This window comes from Pseudomonas sp. IPO3749 (assembly GCF_013386605.1).
GTDB classification, from domain to species: domain Bacteria; phylum Pseudomonadota; class Gammaproteobacteria; order Pseudomonadales; family Pseudomonadaceae; genus Aquipseudomonas; species Aquipseudomonas azotoformans_A.
Genome location: NZ_JACARN010000053.1, coordinates 24,836 through 46,441 on the forward strand (window position 1 = coordinate 24,836; position 21,606 = coordinate 46,441).

At 60.9% G+C, this 21,606-nt stretch carries 21 protein-coding genes, 1 tRNA gene and 1 pseudogene; 12 read left to right on the forward strand and 11 right to left on the reverse strand.

The genetic code is table 11. The annotated features are described in order from the left end of the window. Positions 1-112: 112 nt before the first annotated feature. Positions 113-2,176 carry a maltose alpha-D-glucosyltransferase gene (gene treS, locus HX812_RS20810; RefSeq protein ID WP_038844562.1) on the reverse strand — a complete coding sequence of 688 codons (2,064 nt, stop codon included), beginning with the start codon at positions 2,174-2,176 and terminating at the stop codon, positions 113-115. 86 nt (positions 2,177-2,262) lie between these two features. Next, a complete protein-coding gene (locus tag HX812_RS20815) occupies positions 2,263-3,021 on the reverse strand; it encodes an AraC family transcriptional regulator (RefSeq protein WP_038844563.1) in 759 nt (252 codons plus the stop codon). A 187-nt stretch (positions 3,022-3,208) separates the two neighbouring features. On the opposite strand from HX812_RS20815, the gene HX812_RS20820 reads away from it, so the two are divergent. The 5 genes from HX812_RS20820 (at position 3,209) to HX812_RS20840 (ending at position 9,631) form a co-directional block, all read left to right on the forward strand. Then, entirely contained in the window at positions 3,209-4,828 is a 1,620-nt protein-coding gene (locus HX812_RS20820; protein ID WP_038844564.1) for an APC family permease, read from the forward strand. Between the two features lie 14 nt (positions 4,829-4,842). Next, on the forward strand, positions 4,843-5,769 hold the full coding sequence (locus HX812_RS20825; RefSeq protein ID WP_038844565.1) for a 4-hydroxyproline epimerase: 927 nt from the start codon (positions 4,843-4,845) through the stop codon (positions 5,767-5,769). A gap of 42 nt (positions 5,770-5,811) precedes the next feature. Continuing rightward, positions 5,812-6,759 (forward strand): dihydrodipicolinate synthase family protein, encoded by a 948-nt coding sequence (locus HX812_RS20830; RefSeq protein ID WP_038844567.1) that lies wholly within the window; start codon positions 5,812-5,814, stop codon positions 6,757-6,759. 61 nt (positions 6,760-6,820) lie between these two features. Then, entirely contained in the window at positions 6,821-8,392 is a 1,572-nt protein-coding gene (locus HX812_RS20835) for an aldehyde dehydrogenase (NADP(+)) (protein ID WP_038844569.1), read from the forward strand. 3 nt (positions 8,393-8,395) lie between these two features. Then, a complete protein-coding gene (locus HX812_RS20840; RefSeq protein ID WP_038844570.1) occupies positions 8,396-9,631 on the forward strand; it encodes an FAD-binding oxidoreductase in 1,236 nt (411 codons plus the stop codon). Between the two features lie 52 nt (positions 9,632-9,683). Here HX812_RS20840 and HX812_RS20845 read toward each other — a convergent pair whose 3' ends face one another. The 4 genes from HX812_RS20845 to HX812_RS20860 all read right to left on the reverse strand — a co-directional run bounded on the left by HX812_RS20845 (position 9,684) and on the right by HX812_RS20860 (position 12,627). After that, positions 9,684-10,691, reverse strand: a complete 1,008-nt coding sequence (locus tag HX812_RS20845; RefSeq protein ID WP_038844572.1) for a GlxA family transcriptional regulator — start codon at positions 10,689-10,691, stop codon at positions 9,684-9,686. A gap of 314 nt (positions 10,692-11,005) precedes the next feature. Next, positions 11,006-11,614 carry a LysE family translocator gene (locus HX812_RS20850; protein WP_038844575.1) on the reverse strand — a complete coding sequence of 203 codons (609 nt, stop codon included), beginning with the start codon at positions 11,612-11,614 and terminating at the stop codon, positions 11,006-11,008. A gap of 269 nt (positions 11,615-11,883) precedes the next feature. Next, positions 11,884-12,039, reverse strand: a complete 156-nt coding sequence (locus tag HX812_RS20855) for a hypothetical protein (protein WP_177074976.1) — start codon at positions 12,037-12,039, stop codon at positions 11,884-11,886. Between the two features lie 123 nt (positions 12,040-12,162). Continuing rightward, entirely contained in the window at positions 12,163-12,627 is a 465-nt protein-coding gene (locus HX812_RS20860) for a hypothetical protein (RefSeq protein ID WP_033903010.1), read from the reverse strand. 207 nt (positions 12,628-12,834) lie between these two features. Between HX812_RS20860 and gcvA the strand changes: the two genes are divergently transcribed. The 6 genes and pseudogenes from gcvA (at position 12,835) to HX812_RS20890 (ending at position 16,915) form a co-directional block, all read left to right on the forward strand. Next, on the forward strand, positions 12,835-13,740 hold the full coding sequence (gene gcvA / locus HX812_RS20865) for a transcriptional regulator GcvA (protein WP_038844577.1): 906 nt from the start codon (positions 12,835-12,837) through the stop codon (positions 13,738-13,740). Positions 13,741-13,815: 75 nt separating this feature from the next. Further along, complete coding sequence (locus HX812_RS20870) at positions 13,816-14,643, forward strand: DMT family transporter (RefSeq protein WP_038844579.1); 828 nt, start codon at positions 13,816-13,818, stop codon at positions 14,641-14,643. Positions 14,644-14,673: 30 nt separating this feature from the next. Continuing rightward, a pseudogene (locus HX812_RS20875) lies at positions 14,674-15,435 on the forward strand (SDR family oxidoreductase). Between the two features lie 99 nt (positions 15,436-15,534). After that, positions 15,535-16,077 (forward strand): hypothetical protein, encoded by a 543-nt coding sequence (locus HX812_RS20880; protein WP_050572406.1) that lies wholly within the window; start codon positions 15,535-15,537, stop codon positions 16,075-16,077. A 52-nt stretch (positions 16,078-16,129) separates the two neighbouring features. After that, on the forward strand, positions 16,130-16,660 hold the full coding sequence (locus HX812_RS20885) for a GNAT family N-acetyltransferase (RefSeq protein WP_038844582.1): 531 nt from the start codon (positions 16,130-16,132) through the stop codon (positions 16,658-16,660). Continuing rightward, on the forward strand, positions 16,661-16,915 hold the full coding sequence (locus tag HX812_RS20890) for a hypothetical protein (RefSeq protein ID WP_038844584.1): 255 nt from the start codon (positions 16,661-16,663) through the stop codon (positions 16,913-16,915). It abuts the gene before it with no gap. Between the two features lie 38 nt (positions 16,916-16,953). On the opposite strand, the gene HX812_RS20895 is transcribed toward HX812_RS20890, so the two are convergent. The 3 genes from HX812_RS20895 to HX812_RS20905 all read right to left on the reverse strand — a co-directional run bounded on the left by HX812_RS20895 (position 16,954) and on the right by HX812_RS20905 (position 19,931). Then, positions 16,954-17,151 carry a hypothetical protein gene (locus HX812_RS20895; protein WP_038844587.1) on the reverse strand — a complete coding sequence of 66 codons (198 nt, stop codon included), beginning with the start codon at positions 17,149-17,151 and terminating at the stop codon, positions 16,954-16,956. A 208-nt stretch (positions 17,152-17,359) separates the two neighbouring features. Further along, positions 17,360-17,433, reverse strand: a tRNA-Cys gene (locus HX812_RS20900). 212 nt (positions 17,434-17,645) lie between these two features. Further along, positions 17,646-19,931 (reverse strand): acylase, encoded by a 2,286-nt coding sequence (locus HX812_RS20905; protein ID WP_038844589.1) that lies wholly within the window; start codon positions 19,929-19,931, stop codon positions 17,646-17,648. Positions 19,932-20,169: 238 nt separating this feature from the next. Here HX812_RS20905 and HX812_RS20910 point away from each other — a divergent pair, with 238 nt between their 5' ends. Then, a complete protein-coding gene (locus HX812_RS20910) occupies positions 20,170-20,550 on the forward strand; it encodes a fe2+ zn2+ uptake regulation protein (protein WP_033903021.1) in 381 nt (126 codons plus the stop codon). 6 nt (positions 20,551-20,556) lie between these two features. Here the strand turns inward: HX812_RS20910 and HX812_RS20915 are convergent, their stop codons facing one another. Both HX812_RS20915 and HX812_RS20920 read right to left on the reverse strand, forming a co-directional pair. Then, a complete protein-coding gene (locus HX812_RS20915; RefSeq protein WP_010210250.1) occupies positions 20,557-20,745 on the reverse strand; it encodes a hypothetical protein in 189 nt (62 codons plus the stop codon). A gap of 111 nt (positions 20,746-20,856) precedes the next feature. Then, complete coding sequence (locus tag HX812_RS20920) at positions 20,857-21,603, reverse strand: ABC transporter permease (RefSeq protein WP_371317959.1); 747 nt, start codon at positions 21,601-21,603, stop codon at positions 20,857-20,859. Positions 21,604-21,606: the final 3 nt, after the last annotated feature.

Sequence of the window (21,606 nt, forward strand, 5' to 3'; positions counted from 1 at the left end):
GAGTCGCCACACAAGTAAGAGGCAAGTAGTGAGCAGGACACTAACATGCGACTTTATGCGGGCAACGTAAGGAAACTCCGAAACAAGTTGCGATCTTTTGTGGTGGGTAAAGTTACTGTGGTGAACTACTCACCACCCGCAACGCCAACCCCTCATACGCATCCAGGGTAATGGTGAATTCCCCCTCCGCCGTCAGGTCGCCCTCCACACGCTCATTGATGATGTCCACCACCATCCCGGCAGCAATATCGGATAAATGCAGGGTTTCAGTGATCGGCGTGGCACCAAAATTCAGCGCAGTGATTTGCGTGCCTTTGCCGGCCGGCAATTCATGGACCATTACCAGCAGCGCCGAGTTTTCAACCTCCGGCACCAGAATCTGGCGGCTGGCGGCGATGTCATAGGCGCGGCGCACCGCGAGGATTTTCTGCAGTTGGGAAGCGAAGGACTCAGGGTCCTGCAACTGGCTGTTCAAGCTGCCGTAAAGGCTTTTCGAGCGTGGCATCTGGCCAGCCGAAAGCTCAGCGTCCGGGTTCAAATCCACCAGGTCATACGCGCCGCGATGAATCCAGCGCGTATCGCCATCCTGCATCAAGTGCTCGACCTCTTCGGCCGCCAGCGGCAGCGCGCCCACCAGGTCCCAGCCCGACAGGGCAAACACCCCAGGCTGCATGGCGTTGTACATCACCAGCAGCAAATGGATCTGGCGGATCTGCCGGGTGTCAGCTTCGGTGATCGCCTCCAGATCACGAATGCCCAGCGCCGCCGTGATGATGCTGGCCGTGGTGCACGACACGCCATTGGTCACGAACTTGAGGTTATACGGTGCATGCTCACCGGCCAGGCGCTCGTACATCTGCTCGCGAATGTGCTCGCGCAGGATGTTGCCGGGAAAGGTCTGCCCCTGGTACAGGAAGGTGTCATGGGCGTGCAACGTCCAGAAGTGCACCAACTCCAGCGTCAGCTCATCGTGGTTCTGCAACGCATGGATCAGCGAACCGGGGTCGATGCCTTGGCGGTGCATTTCACGCAACATCAGGCGCAGGAACTCGGCGTCGCCCAACAGCAGTGCATGCTGGTACGCCGGGCGGGTGATGAAGTCATAGGACAGGTCAGCGCCGCCATGGGACATGGAAGCGATGTCATCCACGGTGAGGTTCAACTCCTGGAAGCTGAAACCGCCGGCCTTGCGAATCGCGCCGCCGAGCAACTGGTTGCCGGTGATCGACAGCGGATGGCTCTCGGACCAGGCCGTGCCGTCCAGCTTGCGCTCCACACCGAGAAAACCGTTGGCGTCCAGGCGCAGGATCTTCGCGCCCATCACATCGATGGCGTGCAGTGCGTCACCGATGATCATCTGCTGCGCGGCAAAGGTCGGGTCCAGCCAATTCAGCGATGGCTGGCCTTCCTTGAAGTAATGCAGGTACACCCAGCGACGCGGTTTGCCATCCACACCGAGCACCACGTCTGTCGCGCTCCAGTCGGTTTCCTTGACGCCGGGTTCGAAGAAGATCACCCGCTGCAACTGGCCGACGATGTAGTGTTTGTCACGCAACGCATCGACCTGGACGGGGCTGAGGTTTTGCGCGTCACGGCCCTCAGCGACGTCGGGCAGCAGCGCCCAGTCCTCCTCGCGAATCTCCACCATGTGATACAGGCCGGGATAGTCTTCGTAGGCCATCTCGGCCAAGCGAAAGTCCGCGCCCTTGCCGGTGTGGGACGGGATCACATCGTCGATGATCACCGCATTGTGCGCCGCCGCCATGCGCGTCAACGCCTGCAACTGCGCCTCGGTGCCCAACTGTGGGTCGATCTCGAAGCTGATGCGGTCGAAATTACCGTCGATGGTCGGTGTGTGCTGCGTGCCCTTCAGGCCGCCGGACTTCTTCAACGGGCCATTGTGGATGCCCTGGATGCCGATCTTCGACAACGCCTGCCACAGCGCCTCATCCCCCAGCGCCTCCAACACCGTGCCGCCCTCGCGGGTCACGATCGACGCCGGATACGCGGTAAACCACACGGACGAGAGGGCCGAAGCATCACGGGGCCGCGTCTGCGCGTACGGCTGCTGCCACAACCGGCCCTGGCCCGAATAGAGCTTGGCGCGCTGGCGTGCAGCGTGCAGCATCGATTGTTCCACCAGCCAGTTCACATGGTTGTTTTCAGCCGCCGTCATATGCCTGATCCCTGTTGTCGTCCAAAGGTTGCTCGTAAGCATAGGAGCCACAACCGGGGCGATTCGTTGCATTGCAATGTGGGCGACTACGCCAACTGCCGATACTGCCTCGGCGTAAACCCGGTCGACGCCTTGAACTGGCGGGTAAACGCACTGTGGTCGGTGTACCCGCATTGCAGCGCCACTTCGGTGATCGGCAGGTCAGTGTGCAACAGCCGGTGCGCCTGCTCCAGACGCACTTTCTGGATCATCTGCCGTGGCGTCAGGTGGAACACGCGCTTGCAGTAGCGCTCCAGCTGCGCCACCGAAATGCCGGCGATCCGGGTCAATTCACCCAGGGTCACGCGGCGGTTGAAGTGTGCGCGGATGTGCGCGTCCACGGCGGCCAGGCGCTGGTACGCCGGGTGGCTTTCGCTGGCGGTTTGCAGGTCGACCGAGATACCCGCCAGGCCGATGATCGCCCCCGTGTGGCTGTACAGCGGCCACTTGTGGGTCAGGCACCAGCCGGGTTCGCGGGTGCCGTACAGGTGCAGTTCCAGCTGGTCTTCCAGCACAAAGCCCTGTTCCAGCACGCGCCGATCCTGTTCGGTGTAGCCCGGCCCCAATTGCGCGGGGAAGACTTCGGCGCTGGTCTTGCCCAACAGCGGTTGCAGCTGCTTGAGGCCGCAGCGCTGCACCAGGGTGCGGTTGGCGAGCACATAGCGGGCCTGGGTGTCCTTGATGAAAATCGCGGCATTGGGGATCACGTCCAGCATCGGCAATAGCTGCGCGACACTGCCCACTAACTGCTCGATGTCTTGGGGGTTGCTCCCTTGGCAAAGGGTCGCAAACGCGTTCTGCAGCATGACGGTTGATCCCCGCTGGTTGCCTGGACGGGTAGCAGATTGCCCGATGCCCAGCGCCCTGTCGAGCCACTAAAACTGTGCTGATTTCGTCATCGATGCCGGCAAAAAACATCAATCGCGCCGCCCTTCATGAGTTCACTGTATGGCCACTGCATGCCTATCCAATAACTCACAAGAAGGCGACGCTATGTCAGCTCAAGGCAAGTTCAAGAAACAGCTTTCCCTGATGGACCTGACCTTTATCGGGTTGGGTGCCATCTTTGGTTCGGGCTGGTTGTTCGCAGCCAGTCACGTATCCGCAATAGCAGGCCCAGCGGGCATTATTTCCTGGCTCATCGGCGGTTTCGCGGTGCTGCTGTTGGGCATTGTGTACTGCGAATTGGGCGCGGCATTACCGCGTGCCGGCGGCGTGGTGCGCTACCCGGTTTATTCCCACGGCCCGCTGTTGGGCTACCTGATGGGTTTCATCACGCTGATCGCGTTTTCCAGCCTGGTGGCCATTGAAGTGGTCGCTTCGCGGCAGTACGCCGCGGCGTGGTTTCCGGAGCTGACCAAGGCCGGTTCCAGCGACCCGACCACCCTCGGCTGGCTGGTGCAATTCGCCCTGCTGTGCCTGTTCTTCGTGCTCAATTACCGCAGCGTGAAGACCTTCGCCATCGCCAATAACCTGGTCAGCGTCTTCAAGTTCATCGTGCCGTTGCTGGTGATTGGTGTGCTGTTCACCTTCTTCAAACCGGCGAACTTTGAGGTGCAGGGTTTTGCGCCGTTCGGGCTGTCGGGCATCGAGATGGCGGTGTCGGCCGGTGGGGTGATTTTTGCTTACCTGGGGCTGACGCCGATCATCTCGGTGGCCAGTGAAGTGAAGAACCCGCAGCGCACGATCCCGATTGCCTTGATCCTTTCGGTGTTGTTGTCGACCGCCATCTACGTGCTGCTGCAAACCGCCTTCCTCGGTGGCGTGCCCACGGAAATGCTCGCCAATGGCTGGGCCGGGATCAGCAAGGAACTGGCGCTGCCTTATCGGGATATCGCCCTGGCGCTGGGCGTGGGTTGGTTGGCCTACCTGGTGGTCGCCGACGCGGTGATCTCGCCCAGTGGCTGCGGCAATATCTACATGAACGCCACCCCTCGCGTGGTGTATGGCTGGGCGCAGACCGGCACGTTCTTCAAGATTTTCACGCGTATCGATGAAAAGTCCGGCATTCCACGCCCGGCGCTGTGGCTGACCTTTGGTTTGTCGGTGTTCTGGACCCTGCCGTTTCCGTCCTGGGAAGCACTGATCAATGTGGTGTCTGCGGCGCTGATCCTCAGCTACGCCGTTGCCCCAGTGACTGTTGCCGCGCTACGTCGCAATGCCCCGCAGATGGCGCGGCCGTTCAGGGTCAAGGGCATGGCGGTGCTGGGTCCGTTGTCGTTCATCATCGCCGCGCTGATCGTGTACTGGTCCGGCTGGAGCACGGTGTCCTGGCTGCTCGGCCTGCAGATCCTGATGTTTGTGGTGTACCTGCTATGCGCACGCTGGGTGCCGACTGCGCACCTCAATATCAAACAACAAGTGCGCTCGTCTGCCTGGCTGATCGGCTTCTACGCGGTGACCATCCTGCTGTCCAAGCTTGGCAGTTTTGGCGGCATCGGCGTGATCAGCCACCCGCTAGACACCATTGTCGTCGCCGTTTGCGCACTTGGCATTTACTACTGGGGCGCCGCCACTGGCGTACCGGCTCACCTGGTACGGCTGGAACACGAAGCCGATGAAAGCGAAGCCGTCGATGAACCTCACGCCCCGCTGACACCCGCGACTTACTGATTCAGGAGCCTTTTATGAAGCGACTGCATGTGATCGACTCCCACACCGGCGGCGAACCGACGCGCCTGGTCATGAGCGGTTTCCCGGCGCTGAGCGGCGCCACGATTGCCGATCAACTGCACAACCTGCGCACCGAGCATGATCAATGGCGCCGCGCCTGCCTGCTGGAGCCGCGCGGCAACGATGTATTGGTCGGCGCACTGTATTGCGAACCCGTGACGCCAGGCGCGATCTGCGGCGTGATCTTCTTCAACAACGCCGGTTACCTCGGCATGTGCGGCCACGGCACCATCGGCCTGGTCGCGTCGCTGCACCACTTGGGGCGTATCCAGCCCGGCGTGCACGCCATCGACACGCCTGTCGGTCCAGTGGAGGCCACGCTGCACACAGACGGCAGCGTGACGCTGTGCAATGTGCCCGCCTACCGCCTGCGCAAACAGGTGCCAGTGGAGGTGCCAGGGCATGGCGTGGTCTACGGCGATATCGCCTGGGGCGGCAACTGGTTTTTCCTGGTGTCGGACCATGGCCAACGCTTGCAGATGGACAACGTGGATGCGCTTACCGACTACACCTGGGCGATGCTCAAGGCCCTGGAGGATCAAGGCATTCACGGTGCGGATGGCGCGCTGATCGACCACATCGAACTGTTCGCCGATGACGACCTTGCCGACAGCCGCAACTTCGTGATGTGCCCCGGCAAGGCCTACGACCGCTCACCCTGCGGCACCGGCACCAGCGCCAAGCTGGCCTGCCTGGCCGCCGATGAAAAACTCAAGCCCGGTGAAATCTGGACCCAAGCCAGCATCACCGGCAGCCAATTCGAAGGCCGCTATGAATGGGACGGCGAGCGCGTGCGGCCCTTCATCACCGGCAGCGCCTACATGACCGCCGACAGCACCTTACTGATCGACGAACGCGACCCGTTTGCCTGGGGCATCTAAGCCCTTCCCTGTTTGTACTGAACGTTCCAAGGAGTTAGAACAATGAGCGACAACATCTTCACCGGCTGCATCCCCGCCCTGATGACCCCGTGCACCGCCGAGCGCAAACCGGACTTCGACGCCCTGGTCACCAAGGGCCGGGAATTGATCGATATCGGCATGAGCGCCGTGGTGTACTGCGGCTCCATGGGCGACTGGCCGTTGCTCACCGAGGCCGAACGCCAGGAAGGCGTGGCACGCCTGGTGGCGGCCGGTGTACCGACCATCGTCGGCACCGGTGCGGTCAACAGCCGTGAAGCCGTGGCCCATGCCGCCCACGCCGCCAAAGTCGGCGCCCATGGCCTGATGGTGATTCCGCGCGTACTGTCCCGTGGTGCCTCCGCTACCGCACAGAAGGCGCACTTCTCGGCCATCCTCAAGGCTGCGCCAAACCTGCCAGCGGTGATCTACAACAGCCCCTACTACGGCTTCGCCACCCGCGCCGACCTGTTCTTCGAACTGCGCCGCGAACACCCGAACCTGATTGGCTTCAAGGAATTCGGCGGCGGTGCCGACCTGCGCTACGCCGCCGAACACATCACCTCCCAGGACGAGAACGTGACCTTAATGGTCGGCGTGGACACCCAGGTGGTGCACGGTTTCGTCAATTGCAACGCCACCGGCGCCATCACCGGCATCGGCAACGCCCTGCCTCGCGAAGTGCTGCAACTGGTGGCCTTGAGCAAAAAAGCAGCCAAGGGCGATGCCAAGGCCCGTCGCCAGGCCCGTGAGCTGGAAACCGCGCTGGCAGTGCTGTCGTCCTTCGACGAAGGCTGCGACCTGGTGCTGTATTACAAGCACTTGATGGTACTTAACGGTGACAAAGGCTACGCCCTGCACTTCAATGAAACGGATGTGCTCAGCGACGCCCAGCGCCGTTATGCCGAGAACCAGTACGCACTGTTCCGCCAGTGGTACGCCAACTGGTCGGCGGAACAGAACGTCGCCTGACCCCCTTGCGCGCCGCTGCGGTTCTCGCAGCGGCCAACCCCTTTTCTAGCAGGACGACCCCATGACTCTGACGGGCAAAATGCTGATCGGTCAGCAACTCATTTCCGGAAACCGCGAGGCGATCCGGGCGATCAATCCCGCCACCGATACCCCCATGGAACCGGCCTATCCAGGCGGCGACGGCGAACAGGTGGCCCAGGCGTGTGCCTTGGCGTGGGCGGCGTTTGATAAGTACCGCGAAACGTCGCTGGAGGCGCGTGCCAGCTTTCTTGAAGCCATCGCCACGCAGATCGAAGCCCTGGGTGATGAGCTGATCGAACGTGCCGTTGCCGAAACCGGCCTGCCCCACGCGCGCATCCAAGGCGAACGCGGGCGCACCTGCGGCCAACTGCGCACCTTTACTCGCACCGTACGCGCCGGGGAATGGCTGGATGTGCGGGTGGACCCTGCACAGCCGCAACGCCAGCCACTGCCTCGTCCAGACCTGCGCCAGCGCCATATCGCGCTGGGCCCGGTGGCCGTGTTTGGTGCGAGCAACTTTCCCCTGGCGTTTTCCGTAGCCGGCGGCGATACCGCCTCCGCGCTGGCCGCCGGTTGCCCGGTAGTGGTGAAGGCCCATGCCGCGCATCCGGGCACCAGCGAACTGGTGGGCCGGGCGGTGGCGCTGGCGGTCAAGGCGTGTGGCTTGCCCGAAGGCGTGTTTTCGCTGTTGTACGGTTCGGGACGCGAGGTGGGGATTGCGTTGGTCACCGATCCGCGCATCAAGGCGGTTGGTTTCACCGGCTCGCGCAGCGGTGGCGTGGCGTTGACCCAAGCGGCGCAGGCCCGGCCCGAGCCGATTCCGGTGTATGCGGAGATGAGTTCGATCAATCCGGTGTATCTGTTCCCAGCCGCACTCACCACACGCGGTGAAGCGTTGGCGAAAGGCTTTGTGGCGTCGCTGACTCAGGGTGCCGGGCAGTTTTGCACCAACCCTGGCTTGGTGATCGCGGTACAAGGGCCTGCGTTGGATCGCTTTATCGGCACGGCCAGTGAAATGCTGCCCAACTGTGCAGCGCAGACCATGCTGACCCCCGGCATTTTCAGTGCCTTCGATGCAGGCGTGGCCGCACTGACAGAACACGCCAAGGTGGCGGCAAAAGGGTTGCCAGCAGAAGGCCCCAACAGAGGCCAAGCCCACCTGTTCGTGACTCAGGCCAAGGATTTTTTAGCCAATGAACACCTGCAAGCCGAAGTCTTCGGCGCCGCTTCATTGATCGTCGTATGCGCCAATAACGAAGAGGTGCACCAGGTGTCCGAACACCTGGAAGGCCAACTGACCGCGACCCTGCAGATGGATGACGACGATCTGCCAAGCGCCAAGGCCCTGCTGCCGGTGCTTGAGCGCAAGGCCGGTCGCTTGCTGGTCAACGGCTGGCCGACGGGTGTGGAAGTCTGTGATGCCATGGTGCATGGCGGCCCCTTCCCCGCCACGTCAGACTCGCGCAGCACCTCGGTGGGCACGGCGGCGATCCAACGGTTTTTGCGACCGGTGTGTTATCAGGACTTCCCCGATGCGCTGTTGCCTGCTGCACTCCAGCACGGCAACCCGTTGCTGCTGCGGCGCCTGCTCGATGGCCAGAGGGAGGCGTAGGCCATGTCCGATGCGGATATCGTCGTGGTCGGCGCCGGCATTATCGGCGTCGCCTGCGCGCTGCAACTGGCGCGTCAGGGCCAGCAAGTGCGGGTAGTCGACCCGCAGGAACCCGGCATGGGCGCGTCCTATGGCAACGCCGGGCACTTGGCGACCGAACAGGTGTTCCCCATTGCCGACCTGTCGATCCTCAAGCGCTTGCCCGGCATGCTGCTGGACCCCATGGGCCCGCTGCGCCTGGATTGGAAATACCTGCCGCACGCCCTACCCTGGTTCGCGCGTTTGCTGCTGAACCTGCGCCCGGCGAGTTATCAGCGCACGGTCGCGGGTATCCGTACGCTCAATGAAGGTAGCCTGGGTGCGTGGCAGCGCCTGCTGCACAGCATCGGGCAGCCGGAGTTGTTGCGTGAGGATGGTTCGCTGCTGGTATTTGAGCGTACGGAATCACGGGAAGCGCTCAATGCCTTGCAGCAGCGCATGCAACAGCAGCAGGTGCCGGTGGCGTTCTGGTCCGACGATGCCATACGCCAGGCTGCACCGCAGTTGAGCGACAACATTCAGGGCGGGCTGTTTTTTCCCGGCACCGGGCACTTCCTGGATCCCTACCACGTGGTCTGCGAACTGGTATGTGCGGCCAAGGCCAGCGGCGTGCAGTTTCTTAAACGCCACGTGCTGGATGGCCGCGTCGACGCACAGGGCGTGTCACTCACCACTGACCAGGGACCGCTGTCCGCGCGCCAGGTGCTGATCGCCTGCGGCGCCCACTCGGCCAAACTGACCGCAGCCCTGACCGGCGAGAAAGTCCCGCTGGACACGGAGCGCGGCTACCACCTGATGCTGCCCCATGAGCACCATCGCCTGCCGTTTGCCGTCACTTCCCTGGAACGAAAATTCATCATGACCCCCATGACCGATGGCCTGCGCCTGGCCGGCACGGTGGAATTCGCCGGCCTCGATCGCCCGGCGAATATGGAGCGCGCCTGGCAGTTGCATCGGTTGAGCAAGGGGTTGTTTCGCGAGGACCTGAGTGCAGAAGGTGCAACGCCGTGGATGGGGTTCCGGCCGTCGTTGCCGGATTCACTGCCCGTGATTGACCGGGTGTGTGATGGGAAGGTGATGCTCGCGTTTGGGCATCAGCATTTGGGGTTGACGCAGGCGGCGGTGACGGCGGAGTGGGTTGGGGCGTTGGCGAAGGATCAAGCGCAGTTACTGACGCCTTATCGCCTGGACCGATTCTGAGATCCCTTGTAGTGAGCAGGCTTGCCCTGCTCACCACAACAAGCGGCGGGTTTTACTTGACCAAGCGCTTCTCCTTCGAGGGGCGATAGCCGAAATACGAGCTATAGCACTTGCTGAAATGGCTCGGCGACACAAACCCACACGCCACCAGCACCTCCACCTGTGAAAGCTCGGTGTGCTGCAACAGCCGTCGCGCTTCAGTCACGCGCAGTTCCATGTAGTAGCGCTGCGGCGTGGTGCCCAGTTGTTCCTTGAACAAACGCTCCAACTGGCGACGGGAACGGCCGGCGTAGACGGCGAGTTGGTCCAGCTCCAGGGGCTCCTCCAGGTTGGCGTCCATCAGCTTCACCACTTCACGCAGGGGCGCGCTGACGCTGACGTTTTCGGTGGGTTTGATGCGCCGATAGCGCGACTCTTCAAAGGCCAGGATGTCTTCGATCCCTTCGACCAGTGCCTTGTCATGCAGGCCCTTGATCCAGTCCAGCGCCATGTGGAAGGCACCGGACGGACTTGAGGCCGTCAGGCGGTCGCGGTCGATCACGTAGGGTTCGCTGGTGACGTGGGTAGCCTTGGACACTTCTGCCAGCGCCGGGCGATGTTCCGGGTGGATTGCGCACCTATAGCCTTGCAACAGCCCCGCACGGCCCAGGAACCAGGCGCCGTTCCACAGGCCGGCGAGGCTGATACCCTGTTCGGCGGCGGTGCGCAGCAGGTGGATGAAGTCTTCGCTGGCCTTGAGTTCCGTGCGAAAGCCGCCGCAGATCACCAGCAGTTCCAGGTCTTGCAGCGCTGCCACGTCCAGGCGTGCATCCGGGCGGATCACCAGGCCAAGGTCGCTGATGACTTCGCCATCGTCACAGCCGAACGTGCGCGCGGCAAACAGATCGGGACGCAGCAGATTGGCGGTAACGAACGTGTCGAGAGTCTGGGTGAATGCGGGCAGGGAAAAGTGTTCGAGCAACAGGAAGCCGACGCGGGTGACCGCCGCCGGCTGCGAGGTTTCGTTGAGGTAGCGCAGGTTCTTGCCTTTCATGCCGCCGCTGAATTGACGTCTTTCCATCGAGGGTTGGCCCACTCTTATTGTTGATGCAATGGGCGCCATCTTAGGGGCAAATGCGTCGGCTGTCTCAGGCCCTGATCTTGAAATAACCACAAGCGAGCAAAGCCCCCGGCTAAACAGGGTCAGTCGCATCTGATACGGTTTTTTCTTTGCTATCTGCGTCTGTATCGAAACGCCGCCTGGGCGGACAATAGCGCCACCCCTACTCCCTTCCCTCTGGAGGCCTTATGACCAAGATGGCACTTTTCCTGTTCGGCTTTTTGGTGTTGACCATCGGCATCGGCCTGCTGGCGACCATCTCGCCAGTCTGACAGTCAGCCGGCGAACAGCATCGGGTACAACGACAGCACCAGCAACGCCGCCATCGACCCGTTGAACAGCCGCAACCAGCGCGGCTCACGCAACACATTGCGCAAGCCGCTGCCGCATCCGACCCACACACAGACGCTGGGCAGGTTGACCACCGCGAACACCAGCGCAATCACCAGCACATTGGTGACGTAACCTTCGGCCGGCGTGTAGGTGGTGATTGCACCCAGCGCCATGATCCAGGCCTTGGGGTTCACCCACTGGAACGCCGCCGCGCCGAGGAAGGTCATGGGCTTGCCCTGCTCATCAGGGCTGTCGGACATGCCGCCCGCCGTCGCAATCTTCCACGCCAGGTACAACAAATAGGCTGCGCCCACGTAGCGCAGCACCGTATAGGCCCACGGAAACACCTTGAACACCTCGCCCAGCCCCAGTCCCACTGAAATCACCAGCAGCATGAAGCCGATGCTGATCCCCAGCGCATGGGGCATCGACCGGCGGAACCCGAAGTTCACGCCCGAAGCGAGCAACATGGTGTTATTGGGTCCTGGCGTGATCGAGGACACGAAGGCGAACAGCACGAAGGCTGATAACAGGCTGGTAGACATGAACATGATGCGGCATCCAAACGCAGAGGTATGCCAGCGACAGTAGAGGGTAATGCGCCGCCCTGCCCCGTACAGCCAAGGTGCGATTGAGGCATACACTTTTTTGCCACGATTTTCACAAAGCTTTCACAGACGAGCGCCTAGGGTGACTACAGCTCCTAATGAACATCCTTTTTAGCCCGCGCTCCCCACGCGGGCTTTTCTTTGCCTGGCATTTGTCACGGGCAAAAAAAGAGGCAAGCCATTGCGCATGGCTTGCCTCTCACATCTGCCCGTTAGCGCGGGCCGCCGCCTGGCCCACCGCCCTGACCATGCCCGCCACCGTGACCACCGCCACCACCACCTCCCGGTGGCATGAACATCCAGCAGCCTGACAGGGTCGACAACAGCGCGATAACCACCGCTGCCTTGGTTAGATAACTTAACTTCATGACCACACTCTCTTACTTGACGAGATTGACTTCTCGCAGGGTAAGACAGCGCCAACTCAAGTGCGTCACGGCTATCGTGTAACCTGATGGTAGGGTTTGTAAGCCCCGCGGTACAAGGCGTCGTCAGTTTTGCGGGCGCTGCTTGGTCGAATCCAGTTCGGCTTTTTTGCCGGTGCTGATTTCAGTGATTTGCGCCGATTTGGCAATCGCAAAATCAAACGTATCCTGCATCTTGGCAATGGCATCGGTGGCGGTGCCTTTCAGCCCGCCATTGGCCGCCCAGTCGAAGTTCCACACGCCCGAGAGGTTATCGGCGCCGGGTACGTCGTGGGTTTCAATGGCGGTGAACACATCGGGGTGACGCTCCATGTACTTGGCCGCATCAGAGACCTCGGCCGGCACTTTGCCAGAGGCGTTGTTGGCCAGTTGGGTCAGTTCCTGCTTGGTGATGGCCGACTTGCCGGTCTGGCGCATGTAGTCGGCAATGACCTTGCTGGACTTGGCAATGTTCAACTTGTCGTCGAACACCGAAGGTGATGCTTTAGGTGTATTTGCCCCGCTGCCGGCGGGCGTTACGGTAGTAGACATCGGCGCTGCTCCCCTGGTGGAACGAATGCAATCGTCGTGCTGACGACAGCCCGAAGCGGACGTTAGCATGGGCAATGGGCCAGTAATCCGTGCTTCACAACAATTCACAACGCCAGGCTTCCAGGCTTTGATGAGAGCACGCCATTGGACTAGCATGAGCCTCCACTCATGGAAACTGATTGCCGGAAGGCTCGCCGGGACCCACCAATGAGAGATCTACCCCCTACTGCCACGCTTCGCGCGTTCGAAGTCGCGACCCGACACACGACCTTCACTTCCGCGTCGCAAGAGCTGCATGTGACCCAAAGCGCCGTCAGCCATCAACTCAAGCACCTTGAAGACCTGTGGGGTTTACAGCTCTTCCAGCGCGGCAAGTCGCTGCAATTGACCCCGGCCGGGGCGGCACTGGCGCCCATCGTGCGCGAGTTTTTCATGAACCTGGACGCCACGTTGACCGACCTCAGGGAGCAAAAAGGCAGGGTCCGCCTCAAAGTCAGCACCACCTACTCTTTTGCATTGAAATGGCTGCTGCCCAGGTTGCCAGGCTTGTCGCAACAGCATCCGCAGATTCTGATTACCCTGGAGACCAGCGACAAGGCGATCACGTTTTCCAGCACGGATTCAGATGTCGCGATTCGCCTGGGCAACGGTCATTACCCCGCCTTACATTCGGAGTTCATGCTCAGGGAACAGATTTTCCCTGTCGCCAGCCCTGACCTGCTCAAGCGCTTTGGCACCCCGCACGAGCCCGCCGAATTGTTGCGTTACCCACTCCTGACACGCGACGGCGCAGACCTGGTGCCCAAATGGGAGGCCTGGTTCGAGCACGTCGGCGTGGGCGTTTCGCCGTTCAAGGAAAGTGTCAGGTTTGCTGACACCAACATAACCATAGAAGCCGCCTTGCTGGGCCAGGGTATTGCCTTGGCCCGTAGCGGCCACGTTGAGGCCGAGATCAACGACGGCAGCCTGATCAGGTTGTTCGATGTGCCGTTCGCCTCACCGGTCGCCTATTACTTTGTCTGCCCCAAAGGAATAGAAACACAGCCCCATATCGTCAGCTTTCGTAACTGGTTGATGGCGCAGTCGACCCAGGCCCAACAACAGTATCGTTAGTACCATGAGCAATGGCTCATACCAGGATGAAGGGACTTCGCTGTTGTCCAGCCGCCGGGGTGCTTAACATGGCGTATGTCCTTTCCTATCGTATTACTCGTCCTCTTCGCCGCCCTCTTGCACGCCAGCTGGAACGCGCTGTTGCGTGTCGGCAGCGACCGGCTTTGGTCAATGACCGTGATGTGCCTGGCGGTGGCCATTGTCAGCAGCGGCGTTGCGCTATACCTCCCGGCGCCGGCTTCCGCCAGTTGGCCTTACGCGGTGCTCTCGGGCGTCTTGCACGTTGGCTACAACCTGTTTTTGGTGCGCAGCTACAAAGTCGGTGACCTCGGGCAAACCTACCCGATTGCCCGTGGCTCCTCGCCCATTCTGATCACATTGTTCGCCTTGGCGTTTGCTGGCGAGACCGTGGGCACCAGCGCCTTATTCGGCATTGCGCTGGTGTCGGGCGGCATTATTTCACTGGCCTTCAGACAGCGCAGGCTCGCGGTGCCCAGCTTGCCTTACGCCTTGGGTACGGGGGTATTCATTGCGGCCTACAGCGTGACCGACGGCATAGGCGCGCGTCTCTCCGGCGCACCGCTGGCCTATACCGCCTGGATGTGCGCCCTCTGGGGCATACTGATGCCATTGGTTTACATCAGTCTGCGCGGCACGCGAAGTCTATTAGCGCCGCGTCCGGGTTTCATCACAGCTTTACTGGGTGGGCTGGTCTCCCTGCTGGCCTATGGCATCGTCATTTACGCCATGTCTGAATCGCCCATGGGAGTGGTTTCGGCCTTGCGCGAAACCAGCGTGGTCTTTGCGGCCTTGATCGGTTACTTCTTCCTGGGCGAATCGCTGAGCGTGCGCAAGGTCTTGACGTGCGCGGTCATTGCCACCGGCACAATGTTGATTGGCTGAATTCATCTCCTTCATAAAAAGGTTCAAGACATGGCTAACGATACTTCACCCCCTCTGATTCTGATCACCGGTGGAAGCCGAGGCGTGGGCGCGGCAACGGCCCGGCTCGCGGCGGCGCAAGGCTATGACGTCGCCATCAGCTACATCAACAACGAGGCCGCCGCACTCGGCGTGGTGGCTGAGGTACAAGCAATGGGACGACGCGCCTTGGCCCTGCGCGCCGACAGTGCCGACCCGGAACAGGTCGCGCACCTGTTCAACACCCTCGACGAGACGTTTGGCCGCATCGACGTTCTGGTCAACAACGCCGCGATCATTGCACGTCAATCGCGCTTTGAAGACCTCGACTTTTCCCGCATGCAACGCATCTTCGCGATCAATGCGCTCGGCCCGATGCTCTGCGCGCAGCAAGCCGTGAAGCGCATGTCGTTTCGACACAATGGCAACGGCGGCAGCGTGATCAACGTCTCATCGGGCGCCGCGCGATTGGGGAGCCCGAACGAGTATGTCGACTATGCAGCGTCGAAGGGAGCACTGGAAACCTTCACCATCGGTCTCTCCAAGGAAGTCGCGCGCGAAGGCATCCGCGTCAACTGCGTTCGCCCAGGGCATATCTACACCGAAATGCACGCCAGCGGCGGAGAACCGGGTCGCGTGGACCGCGTCAAGGACAGCATCCCGATGGGCCGGGGTGGCGAGCCCGAAGAAGTGGCGCGGGCCATACTGTGACTGGCAGGTAAAGAGGCGTCGTTTATTACCGGGACCTTTCTTGATGTGACTGGGGGCAAGTGAGACATTTGCACACGCTTGGCTGGGAACACACACTGCGTCATCAAGCCTTTAACCAGAATAAATACTGATAACGGCTCCATTGAAAAAACGGGATAACTCATGGGGATTAACGTCACGATGCTAAAGGGCATTTGCTTCCTGACGATGGGTGCCATTGCGCTCGATGCGCTTGCGGGGACGTCGGAACAGAACTATCTGTGCAAGACGCAAGAAACACTGTTGTTCGGCTGCGACTCCGGGCCGAAAATGATCTCGGTTTGCGCATCGCGCGATTTCTCAGCGACAACCGGCTATGTGCAATACCGATTTGGTACGCCCGGCAAAATCGAGTTGAGCTACCCCGAAAAACCGAGCCCACCGAAGGGTCACTTCTGGCTCAGTTCCACGGCCTACTCCGGTGGAGGCGAAGCCCATCTGCGCTTTACCAATCATGGGGTAACCTACGCCGTTTTCGACCGTATGGTGCGCACCAACTTTACCCCCGGAGAACCCAACGACCCCGAGATGAGCGAGGGAGTGGTCGTGCGTCCGCAGGGAAAAAAAGCCACACGGCGGCTTTGTACCTATTCCGAAGGCGGGATTCGCGAGCAAGCTTATACAACCATCGAACGTGAAGATTTCGACGACAGCCTCATTCCTTAAGCGCAAATGTCGCATGATCACCGCCTGGCAACCGACTGACACGAGAACCACCATGCTCCGTATCTATCCAGCGACCCCAGCCGATCTTGAAGCCCTGCGCGAAGTCGGCTGCACCACCTATCGAGAACACTTTGCGCAGATCTGGTCGCCCGGCGGATTGCAGGCGTTCCTGGATCGGGACTTTTCCCACGAAGCGCTGCGCCAATCGCTCGAAGCATCCGACAGCCCTCTATGGCTACTCGCGTCAGCTGACGACGCGCAAGTCGTCGGCCTGGCAAAGGTCAACTGGTCGGCGCCGGCGCCTGTAACGGGTGAAGTTGGCGCAGAACTGCGCAAGATCTACTTTCTAAAATCCGCCGCCGGGCGCGGGTATGGGAAGCGATTTATGCAGTTCATTTGCGACCAGGCTGTAGAGCGTGGTGAACGCTCGCTGTGGCTGACGGTGCTCAAGTCCAATCACGATGCACGACGGTTTTATGAGGCGTCTGGGTTCAAGTGGATTGGAGAAACTCCGTTCAAGACGGACCTGGCTGAAATTGGAATGGATGTGATGGGGCTTGAACTCAAGCGGCGAGGAGCCTAAATGGATGAGTTGATAAAAGGCGTCGACGGGCCCAGGACGGCGCAGCAGGAATTGTTCTACGACCTGGAAGATGCGGCGGCGGTGATTGGGTGGTCGGTGGTGGAGCTGACTACGTTGGCGGCCAGCGGCAGGACGCCGGATGAGGCGGTGGCATTGATGAAGATTTGCGCGTTGCTGGCGGCGCAGCAGGAGAAGTTACGGGCGTATGCAGGTGAGGTCAAAGGCCAGAGGATCGTCAGGTCTCAGGTCCTATAAGCCCGACGCAGCGGTCGGGCTCATGGAATTACAAATGTTCAGTTGTCGGGATGCTCGCTCGCCACTGAATCAGCAGCGTCTACATCCGACATGTCCTCTTCAAGAGGCGCGTCATCGTCCGGCGGCAACGGAACACTCTCCTCATCGCGCTTCGGATCGTGCCCTGTCTCATTGTCGGTGCCGCGGGTTACATCCTGCTGAGAAATATTCCCAGGGGCATTTTCATTGATTTCCATGCTGGCTCTCCGTTCTTACGCTCGGGATATCGGCGCTTAAACATGGGATCAGGCAGTGGTCAGCGAGTGCGATGTACTGGACGAACGGCAGCAAGCCTTACGCAATGGCAAGGCGTTTCAGAGTCAACTCCTAACGCGCCAGACTTCCAAAACTTTTTCAAAGCCAATAAAAAACCCCGTAGACGTTAATCTACGGGGTTTCTAAGAGTGGAGGCCGAGGTCGGAATCGAACCGGCGTAGGCGGATTTGCAATCCGCTGCATAACCATTTTGCTACTCGGCCTCAAACGATCAATGCCCTGGCTGCTGACACTCACCGCGTAAAAACTTGAGTGGGCTATAAAACCCTGCCTCTACTCTAACTCATTGAATACATTGAAGTTTTTAATGCTTCGTTGCGTTCGATGGGCGCCATTATGTACGTATTTGCCAAAGCGTGCAACCCCTTGATTTCAAAAATATTTCGTATTGGCATCAAGGGGTTGCGGGGCTGCCCTACTCCTTGATGAGGAGTTGTTGGTACTGCGGGTCGGCCTTGATTTGCGCTTCGGTGAAGGGCAGCGGGCTCAGTTTTTTCTGGGAGAAGGCTTGGGTCTGGTCCTTGGCGTGTCTGGACGCTGGGTTGCTGGACTCGGAGAACGCGAGTACGCCTTGGGCATGGGGCCCCTGGTCGTCGAAGGTGACGATTTGCAGGTAGCTGGTGCCGCTCACGACTTCGCGCTTGCCGTCAGCGCGGGGCACGGTTTGCATGGCGTTGTAGATTCCCAGCTCTTGCGGGCCGCCGTGGATCGGGGTTTGGCCGGAGACTTGGAGGTCACCCCAGGTGCTGTTGGCGATGAGGCCGAGTTTGGCGACGTCGGCGGTGGACGCCAGCATGGCGTCGCGCAGGGCTTTGGCGACGTCCGCGCGTTCGATGGCCAGGCCGCGTGGCGTGGTGAGCGGCTGGGCCGGGTCGAAGGCGACGCGCCAGGCGTCAGGGATTTGCTGCAGGTGTTGCACCAGGTTGATGAAATGCACCAGGCCGATGCCGCTGTCGAGGTTGGCGCGCTGGTCCCAGTTTTTCAAGTCGGTGCACAGGGGCTGCAGCGCGGTGGCGTCGGCGCCGAGGTGTTTGGCGCAGAATGCGAGCAGGTCGGGCATGACTTGGCCCGCCAGGTACACCTCGTTGTCCATCACCATGTTTTGCAGGTCGGAGACGCTGATCGATTTGTCCAGGGATTGCAGGCGTTGCAAGGCAAAACGCGCGCGCGGGCCAAGGCCGATATGGTCCTGGCTGATCACTGGGGAGAAGCCGGTGAGCGGCGCCTTGGGGTTGGCCAGCCAGGCCGAGTCGTTGGAGTGCTGCACGTAGTCGGTGCGTTGCAGTTGCGGCAGTTGCTCGGCCGGAAAAATGCCGGACTGGGCTGCGCGCGGGTCAATGTCCCAGGCGCAGGCGCTGTGGGCGCCGTCGAGCATGATCATCTGCAGGCCTGCACGGGGGTCGCTGCATTGCGCGAGTTTGGCCGCGCTGACGTTGGGCACCACCGACTGGTTCATATACAGGCTCTGGCCTTGGTCATCGGCGGCCAGGGTGTTGACCCACGGGATACCTTGCAGGGTGTGCACCGAGGTTTTCAGTTGATCGAGGCTGCCCGCGCGGTTCATCGCGTACCACTGTTGCAGCACACGGTCGTTGCCCAGGTTGGCGTCACGCAGGCTGAAGGCGTAGCGGTTGTCCCAGTCGAGCTTGCCCGGCCATTGCACCACCGGGCCGAATTGCGAGCTATAGACGGTGTGCGACTGGCCCTTGAGGCTGCCATCGGCTTGTTTGATTTGCACCGTCACCGTGGTTTTATCCAGGGCGACGGATTTGCCATCGAGCAGGTAGCGCGTGGAATCCTTCGGGTCGAGGGTCAGGCGGTACAGGGTGAAGTGCTTGGACGTGTCCACGGTGTGGGTCCACGCCACATGCTGGTTGAAACCGATGTTGATCACCGGCAGGCCCGGCAGCGCCGCGCCCATCACATCCAACTGGCCGGGGATGGTCAGGTGCATCTCATAAAAACGCATGCCGCCCACCCACGGGAAGTGCGGGTTGGCCAGCAACATGCCGCGTCCGTTGAAGGAGCGGTCACGGCCGACCGCCACGGCGTTACTGCCGCGATCGAAGGCGAAGCGCTGCTGATTGGCGGCGGCCAGTTCAAAAGCTTTCGAGTCGGTCGGTACACTGGCCGTGGCTTGGGGCGGCGTCGCACCCACCAAGGCTTCAGCGAATTGGCCGACACCGCCTTCGACCAATAACCTACGAGTCAACTTGACCAAGTCTTCAGCCACCAATGGCCGCACCCACGCCGCCTGGCACTGCGCCGGAGCGCCCTGCTCTTTCAGGTAACGGTTGTAGCCGGCCACATAACCTTGGATACGTTGCTGGATCTGCGGGCTTTGCGCCTTCCAGAACGCGGCGACCGACTCCGGCGTATTCAGCCACGTGAAAAACACATCACTGGCCAGGTTGTTGCGTTCTTCCAGGGTCGCCTGCTCGGGGCCGAAGAACTTGGCGCGCTCGCCATTCACCGTGACCACTTCATTGGCAAGCAGGCACAGGTTGTCCTGGGCGTAGGCGTAGCCGATGCCAAAGCCCAGGCCACGTTCATCGTTGGCGCGGATGTGCGGTACGCCGTAACTGGTGCGCCGGATATCCGCCGACGCTTGCGTCACCGGTTCCCGCGCCGAGGCGGCCAGGCTCAACCCCAGCAACACGCCCGCCACACCTACCCTGGACAACCCATTGGAAATAATCACGCACACTCCACCGTCAGATTTAACCGCCTCACAAGGGGTAATAACCCCACCGTAAGAACGCAAACCACCAGGAATAATTTAGCGCGACGTCACGTTTATTTAAGGCGGCGCGGATGTGACAAAACCGATACCGACAAAATTTCTACATCCGGCACTTCATGATTTTGCTCGCTCGTTCGTCTTATTAACCAAGAGCGCTCATTTTTTTCCTGATCAGGCTCTGATAAGGAGTTTTTGCATGTACAACCCGCAAGTGCCCACGGATGGACATTCACCGGCTGCCGAGGCCAGTTTCGGCAACGGCGCACAAGCGTTCGGCAAAACGCCCGAACAGCAAGGCAACCAGCGTATCCGCCACCTGCTCAAGTGTTTTGGCTTGCGCACCAGCCTGATCCGGCTGAAGGTCATCGACGCCCTGCTCACTGCCGCCGACAACCAGCGCACCCTCGGGGTACGCGGTGTGCACAGCCATCTGCTGGAGCTGGGCATTCCGTTGTCGTTTCTCAGCGTGCGCGAGGTGCTCAAGCGCCTGTGCAGCGAGGGCGTGATCACCCTCAATGCAGATAAAAGCTACAGCCTCCATGAAGAGGCTGCCAAGGTGCTCGAAGGTCGCGCCTGATCGGCCTTAGAGCTTGACCTTGCGGCGCATGATGCCGTTGATCACCACCACGACCACTGCGACGGCAATGGCGATGGTCTGGAACGTCTTCTCACTGATAACCCCGGTGTTCTGCAAGTAGGACAGGCCAAACATCGTCGCCAGTACGGCCAGGGCAATCAGAATCGAATATTTCAAACGTTGCTTTTGTGTCATGACGGGTTCCCGAACCTGAAAAATAAAGCGTCGAACCTGCCCTGCGCGCAAGGGCGAACAGGTCCGACAGGCGCTCATGTTACAGGCGATGAAAAACTTTGGCTCGACCAATCAGCCGGCGTGCACCCAACGCTGGTGCAGCCAGCGCGCCAACGCGTCCAGCGCAAAGCCCAGCAACCCGATCAGCAACACCATCGCCATCAGCTCCGAATAGGCCAGCCGATCACGGGTGTCGAGGATGTAATAGCCCAGCCCGGCACTGACCCCGAGCATTTCGCACGGCACCAGCACGATCCACAAAATGCCGATGGCCAAACGCACGCCGGTCAGCACATGCCCGACTACGCCGGGAATGATCACCCGGCGCAAGGTCTCCCAGCGCGTCGCACTCAGGCTGCTGCTCAACTGCAACCAGCGCGGGTCCAACTGGCGCACGCCGGCAGCGGTGTTGAGCATGATCGGCCACACGGCGGCAAATGCCAGCAGGAAATAGATTGGCTGGTCGCCTACCCCCATCAGCATCACCACAATGGGCATCCACGACAGCGGCGAGATCATGCGCAGGAACTGAAAGGCCGGCGTGGTCGCCGCTTCCAGCGTGCGCGAACGGCCCACCAGCAACCCCAACGGAACGCCGACCAACAAGGCCAGGAACAACCCGACAAAGATGCGCTTCAGGCTCACCGCAATATGCAGATACAGCTCACCACGCCCCAGCAACTCCCACAAGCTACTGAAGGTGGCGGCCAGGGAAAAACGCGCAGACAACCCATCCGTCGCGCCAAACACCTTCACCCCCAGCCACCAGAGCAACAGCAACCCCGCCAAGCCACTCAACCCAAGCAACCAGCCCGGGATTTC

Coding starts and splice junctions, on each gene's coding strand:
- treS (WP_038844562.1), bottom strand. CDS start 2,176: ATGACGGCGGCTGAAAACAACCATGTGAACTGGCTGGTGGAACAATCG.
- HX812_RS20815 (WP_038844563.1), bottom strand. CDS start 3,021: ATGCTGCAGAACGCGTTTGCGACCCTTTGCCAAGGGAGCAACCCCCAA.
- HX812_RS20820 (WP_038844564.1), top strand. CDS start 3,209: ATGTCAGCTCAAGGCAAGTTCAAGAAACAGCTTTCCCTGATGGACCTG.
- HX812_RS20825 (WP_038844565.1), top strand. CDS start 4,843: ATGAAGCGACTGCATGTGATCGACTCCCACACCGGCGGCGAACCGACG.
- HX812_RS20830 (WP_038844567.1), top strand. CDS start 5,812: ATGAGCGACAACATCTTCACCGGCTGCATCCCCGCCCTGATGACCCCG.
- HX812_RS20835 (WP_038844569.1), top strand. CDS start 6,821: ATGACTCTGACGGGCAAAATGCTGATCGGTCAGCAACTCATTTCCGGA.
- HX812_RS20840 (WP_038844570.1), top strand. CDS start 8,396: ATGTCCGATGCGGATATCGTCGTGGTCGGCGCCGGCATTATCGGCGTC.
- HX812_RS20845 (WP_038844572.1), bottom strand. CDS start 10,691: ATGGAAAGACGTCAATTCAGCGGCGGCATGAAAGGCAAGAACCTGCGC.
- HX812_RS20850 (WP_038844575.1), bottom strand. CDS start 11,614: ATGTTCATGTCTACCAGCCTGTTATCAGCCTTCGTGCTGTTCGCCTTC.
- HX812_RS20855 (WP_177074976.1), bottom strand. CDS start 12,039: ATGAAGTTAAGTTATCTAACCAAGGCAGCGGTGGTTATCGCGCTGTTG.
- HX812_RS20860 (WP_033903010.1), bottom strand. CDS start 12,627: ATGTCTACTACCGTAACGCCCGCCGGCAGCGGGGCAAATACACCTAAA.
- gcvA (WP_038844577.1), top strand. CDS start 12,835: ATGAGAGATCTACCCCCTACTGCCACGCTTCGCGCGTTCGAAGTCGCG.
- HX812_RS20870 (WP_038844579.1), top strand. CDS start 13,816: ATGTCCTTTCCTATCGTATTACTCGTCCTCTTCGCCGCCCTCTTGCAC.
- HX812_RS20880 (WP_050572406.1), top strand. CDS start 15,535: ATGGGGATTAACGTCACGATGCTAAAGGGCATTTGCTTCCTGACGATG.
- HX812_RS20885 (WP_038844582.1), top strand. CDS start 16,130: ATGCTCCGTATCTATCCAGCGACCCCAGCCGATCTTGAAGCCCTGCGC.
- HX812_RS20890 (WP_038844584.1), top strand. CDS start 16,661: ATGGATGAGTTGATAAAAGGCGTCGACGGGCCCAGGACGGCGCAGCAG.
- HX812_RS20895 (WP_038844587.1), bottom strand. CDS start 17,151: ATGGAAATCAATGAAAATGCCCCTGGGAATATTTCTCAGCAGGATGTA.
- HX812_RS20910 (WP_033903021.1), top strand. CDS start 20,170: ATGTACAACCCGCAAGTGCCCACGGATGGACATTCACCGGCTGCCGAG.
- HX812_RS20915 (WP_010210250.1), bottom strand. CDS start 20,745: ATGACACAAAAGCAACGTTTGAAATATTCGATTCTGATTGCCCTGGCC.